The 5,176-nt window shown below is 45.0% G+C and carries 8 protein-coding genes; all 8 read left to right on the top strand.

What is annotated here, in order from left to right; all coding sequences use genetic code 11:
• The coding region (locus ACP45E_RS15600; protein WP_241824326.1) for a molybdopterin-binding protein at positions 1-310 on the top strand (310 nt) is incomplete at its 5' end.
• Between the two features lie 15 nt (positions 311-325).
• Positions 326-805, top strand: coding sequence for a cyclic pyranopterin monophosphate synthase MoaC (moaC, locus tag ACP45E_RS15595; protein ID WP_017034306.1), 480 nt, complete (start codon positions 326-328; stop codon positions 803-805).
• A complete protein-coding gene (gene moaD / locus ACP45E_RS15590; RefSeq protein WP_017038703.1) occupies positions 802-1,047 on the top strand; it encodes a molybdopterin synthase sulfur carrier subunit in 246 nt (81 codons plus the stop codon). Before moaC ends, moaD begins: the two co-directional genes overlap by 4 nt.
• 1 nt (position 1,048) lies before the next feature.
• Positions 1,049-1,510 carry a molybdopterin synthase catalytic subunit MoaE gene (moaE, locus tag ACP45E_RS15585; RefSeq protein WP_017038704.1) on the top strand — a complete coding sequence of 154 codons (462 nt, stop codon included), beginning with the start codon at positions 1,049-1,051 and terminating at the stop codon, positions 1,508-1,510.
• Positions 1,511-1,737: 227 nt separating this feature from the next.
• Complete coding sequence (nrtS, locus tag ACP45E_RS15580) at positions 1,738-1,953, top strand: nitrate/nitrite transporter NrtS (protein ID WP_017034309.1); 216 nt, start codon at positions 1,738-1,740, stop codon at positions 1,951-1,953.
• A 162-nt stretch (positions 1,954-2,115) separates the two neighbouring features.
• Positions 2,116-2,532 (top strand): CBS domain-containing protein, encoded by a 417-nt coding sequence (locus ACP45E_RS15575; RefSeq protein WP_017034310.1) that lies wholly within the window; start codon positions 2,116-2,118, stop codon positions 2,530-2,532.
• Between the two features lie 76 nt (positions 2,533-2,608).
• Entirely contained in the window at positions 2,609-4,072 is a 1,464-nt protein-coding gene (locus ACP45E_RS15570) for an MATE family efflux transporter (protein ID WP_017038705.1), read from the top strand.
• Positions 4,073-4,155: 83 nt separating this feature from the next.
• Positions 4,156-5,176: cation transporter (locus tag ACP45E_RS15565; RefSeq protein ID WP_198927737.1), on the top strand; the 1,021-nt coding region annotated here is incomplete at its 3' end.

The raw sequence follows: 5,176 nt of genomic DNA, 5'->3' as shown, positions 1-5,176 counted from the left end.
AACGGTTCAAGCCGTTATGATTACCGGTGGTACAGGTTTTACTTCACGAGACAGTACACCAGAAGCCCTCGTTCCTCTATTTGATAAGCAAGTGGAAGGTTTCGGTGAATTATTCCGCACCGTGTCCTATGAAGAAATTGGTACTTCAACCATTCAGTCTCGTGCTATCGCGGGTTTTGCTAACCATACCGTTATTTTTGCTATGCCAGGTTCGACAGGCGCGTGCCGCACGGCTTGGACTAAAATCATTAAACAGCAGCTTGATGCAAGCCATCGCCCGTGTAACTTCATGCCACATTTGTCGGTATAAAGGCAGGAGCCAACAATGACTGAGTTAACTCACATTAACGCTTCAGGTGAAGCCAATATGGTTGATGTTTCTGCGAAAGCTGAAACGGTAAGAGAAGCAAGAGCTGAAGCTTACGTTTCGATGGCACCAGAAACACTTAATTTGATTGTTTCTGGGCAGCACCACAAAGGTGATGTATTTGCAACGGCGCGTATCGCGGGCATCCAAGCGGCAAAGAAAACCTGGGATTTGATTCCTCTTTGTCATCCACTGTTATTGTCAAAAGTGGAAGTACAGTTAGAGGCGATTGAATCGGAGAGCAAAGTCCGTATCGAATCTGTATGTAAATTAGCGGGTAAAACCGGTGTTGAAATGGAAGCACTCACAGCGGCTTCTGTTGCGGCATTAACTATTTATGATATGTGCAAAGCGGTTCAAAAAGACATTGTCATTGAACATGTTCGTTTACTCGAGAAAACCGGTGGTAAATCAGGGCACTTCAAGGTGGAATCATGATTAAAGTTCTCTTTTTTGCACAAACCCGCGAGTTGGTGGGCGTTGACCATTTAGACCTGGCTGGGGATTTTGACACGGTAGAACAAGTGCGTGCTCACCTTGCTCAGCAAGAGGGAAAATGGGACATGGCCTTAGAGCAAGGTAAATTATTAGCCGCAGTGAACCAATCTATTGTGCCTCTCGATTCGACGATTTCAGATGGCGATGAAGTGGCCTTTTTTCCTCCGGTCACTGGGGGCTAATATGGATAATCGTATTAGTGTGCAACAGACGGACTTCTCGGTTGCTGATGAATATGAAAAGTTATCTCAAGGGACGGAGCCTGGCGCGGTGGTGACCTTCATTGGTAAAGTGCGTGATATGAACTTAGGGGATAACGTGACTGGGTTGTCCCTTGAGCATTACCCAGGGATGACAGAAAAAGCACTCAGCGAAATTTGTGATAAAGCGGAGGAGCGTTGGCCTCTGTTGGCGCTAAGTGTGATTCACCGAGTTGGTGATTTGGATATTGGCGATCAGATCGTCTTTGTTGGGGTTTCTAGCGCACATAGAGGTGCGGCGTTTGAAGCGTGTGAATTCATCATGGATTACTTAAAAACTAAAGCCCCATTTTGGAAAAAAGAAAGAACTACTCAGACGACTCGCTGGGTCGAGTCGAGAGACTCAGACGCGCAAGCCGCTTTGAGGTGGGAAGATAAACAGTAGCTCTATTGATTGACTATTCTTCATTCGGATTCATGCAAAAGGCTAACTTAGGTTGGCCTTTTATGATCTTGTTGCCAGGGTTTGGCATGATTCTTCTCCCATAATGAAAATTTTTTGCCATACTAAAACAGGTAAAAATAAAATAGTTCTTAACCTGCCGTCGCTCAGCTAGGTGCAAGGAGCAAGGGTTAGGAAACAATCAACATAAAGCAGAGGAGCACCACTGCGTGGTCAATAGCAAAGTCATAAAGCGAGCGCTCTATATTGCACTCATTGTTGGAACGCTTTTAAATGTTATCAATCAGTATGATGCTTTTTTTCATGGTTCAACAATACACTGGATAAAAGCTGCGTTGACTTATTGTGTCCCTTTTGGTGTTTCTCTGATCAGCAGCATCATTACAATGAAAGACATGGCTCAAGAACAAGAAAAGAGTTTGTGAGCGATAGAGTGACAATCGAGGCTGTATAGGGGCTGGAGCACTTTCTATAGAACTTATAGATAAAAACTATTGTAATAATAGGTGAAATTGATTTAGTAAAATCATGAAATTAGACAACAATTACCTTATACGCAATAAAAGTTGTCGCTTAAGGAGTAGACGATGGAATCACAAAGAGTAAAAGATTACATGACCCTTCAGGCTGTTACCTTTACACCTGATATGTCGTTGAGTGTGGCTTTACAGAAAGTAATGAAGTGCACGCACCTTGGTGGCCCAGTTATTGATTCAGAAGAGAGGGTCATTGGTTTCCTGTCTGAGCAGGATCTGCTCGATAAATTGGTTAAGGTCAGTTATTTCTGTCAAGACACACATTTAGTAAGTGACTGCATGCACAAAGAAGTGCTCTCGGTGTCTCCAGAAACCACGATCATCGAAATGGCCGATAAAATGAAAGTAGGCAAGCCTAAAGTCTACCCTGTGATTGATAATGGGAAATTGGTGGGCATAATTAGTCGACGTGATGTCTTGCGAGCAATCGGAAAAAGCATTGATGATTGCTTTAAGCATCCGGTGTGATAGTTTGTCTCAGTCTATGATTAAGTAACAAAATGTAAGGCGCATAATGCGCCTTTGTTGTTTTAAGGGAGATAGAATGTCAGATCAGAGCGCTAAATTTGTCACCGGTTCAACCATGAGACATATCTTAGTGATGTCAGGAGCAGGATCCGTGGGTTTGATGGCGCTGTTCGTGGTTGATCTTCTCGACATGCTGTTTATCAGTATGCTTGGTCAAGTCGAACTCGCCGCTGCGGTCGGCTTTGCGGGCAGTTTAGTGTTTTTTTCTACTTCAATATCCATTGGTACGTCGATTGCTATGGGGGCTTTGGTCTCTAAAGCGATTGGTTCTAAACAGCGTCAATACGCACGTCAACTCAGTGCCTCCATTCTGACGACTGCATTTATCATCAGCTCAATTATTTCAGCGCTGATGTTCATTTATATCCCCGAGCTATTAAGCTTGATTGGGGCTAAAGGAGTCGCCGCTGAAAGGGCGCAAGCTTACTTGCAAATAATCATTCCAAGTGGCCCTGTTATAGCCTTAGCGATGGCAGCAGGGGCAGGATTAAGAGCTGCGGGTGATGCAAAACGTTCGATGTGGGCAACGCTTTCTGGCGGAATTGTTAATGCGATCTTAGATCCCTTATTTATTTTTGGATTTGGGTGGAATATTGAAGGAGCCGCGATCGCGTCGGTGGTTGCCCGATTTACCGTTTTGTATTTTTCATTATACCCACTCATCAAGGTGCATGACTTGGTTGGTAAGCCATCGGTTTCCGATTTGCAGAGAACGCTTAAAGTCATTTTAGCCATTGCTATCCCCGCGATCATTACCAATATTGCCACGCCCGTTGGTAACGCGATAGTGACGACGTTTATTGCTCAGTTTGGTGAGAACTATGTGGCGGGTTATGCGGTTATTGGCCGATTGATCCCCGTATGTTTTGCGGTGATTTTCGCGCTTTCTGGGGCGGTTGGTCCCATTGTCGGGCAAAATTTTGGGGCAGAACGTTTTGACCGAGTAAAAGAAACCTTAAACAATTCATTGATTGTGACCACCACGTATACCTTATTGGTTTGCCTGATTTTGTATTTTATCCAAGACTTCATTGTTATTGCTTTCAGCTTAGAAGGCGACGCTGAGATTATTGTGGCTGCCTTCTGTACTTATATCGCCATTAGCTTTGTCTTCAATGGGACACTATTTGTGGCGAACACATCGTTTAATAATCTGGGTAAACCGCTGTACTCGACGGCTCTGAATTTAGGTAAAGCGACGATAGGGACACTGCCTTTTGTCTATATTGGTGCACAATGGTTTGGCGCGTTAGGGGTACTTTATGGACAAGCTGTGGGTACCGTTGTCTTTGGCCTTATTGCCGTTTATATGTTGAAAAAGCACATCGCTGGCATGATGCAAGGGCAAGATGTCGATAAAGAAACGGTGGCTTATACGACGGTCAATTCACAACCATTTTGCTCGCATGATGCGGTTCTTATTGATGATCCTGTTGTTGAAAAGGAGATGATGGATGCCCTTAAGAAGAAAGAACAATAATGCTAAAAAGTGAAATAAACCTTTGACCTTGGAGTCGACTCAAAGGTTTATACTCTTTATGAACATGATAAGGAGAAAACACTATGTGTACAAAACATCACGCGTGTCGTTCAAGCAAGGTCGGGTCAGTTACGGCCTCTAAAGGTTCTTGCTCAAGCCCCAAGATGACTTCCATTAAGATGGCAAGCGTCTCAACATCCGATACGGGCTGCTGCAGTTCTGACGAATGTGAGAGCGGTTCACCAAACGATGAGGAAAGTGAGTCCAGTCAGTTTACATCAGACCCATTAACCCAGAGTTGGAAAGTCGAAGGGATGGATTGCCCGTCCTGCGCAAGAAAAGTAGAAAAAGCGGTTAATAAGCTGGAAGGCATTTTGGAATCCAAGGTCTTATTTGCCACTGAAAAACTGGTCGTAAGATTTAGTGATCCCGACGTGGTGAGTCATATTGAGCGGGCGGTTATTCTCGCAGGATTTACGCTCTCTTTACCAACAAGCCCATCAAAAGTAGAAAGCCCTAGCGGTTGGCTGCCCATCATCAAACAAAATTCAACAATACTCTTGATCGTGCTTGCGATGCTAGTAGCGGCTTCAATCAAGCCGATGATGCCTTTTGTGAGTGAGTGGCTATTTATCCTAACTTGCTTAACGGGTTTGTATCCAATAGGAAAAAAAGCATTCAACTTGGCGCAGTCTGGTACTCCGTTTTCCATTGAAACCTTGATGAGTGTCGCGGCTATTGGGGCACTGTATCTTGGTGAGACGGTTGAAGCGGCCATGGTGCTGCTTTTATTCTTGGTTGGCGAGCGATTAGAGGCGTTTGCTGCATCCCGAGCACGCAGCGGTGTTCAAGCATTAATGGCGCTTGTGCCAGAAACGGCGGTTAAAATTATTGATGGTGAACGAGTTGACGTCGCCGCAACTGAGCTGGATCCCGGTGATGTGATTGAAGTCTCCCCTGGGGCTAGATTGCCTGCCGATGGGATACTTCATGATGCATCCGCAAGTTTTGATGAAAGCGCATTGACCGGAGAATCGATTCCTGTCGAGCGTTACCAAGGTGCTGCCGTGATGGCTGGGGCGGTCGTCGTAGACAGAGTGGTGC

It is taken from the genome of Vibrio genomosp. F10 str. 9ZD137, assembly GCF_049974785.1.
Lineage (GTDB): Bacteria > Pseudomonadota > Gammaproteobacteria > Enterobacterales > Vibrionaceae > Vibrio.
Note: the sequence above shows the minus strand (reverse complement) of the source record. Positions and strands in the feature narration are given on the sequence as shown.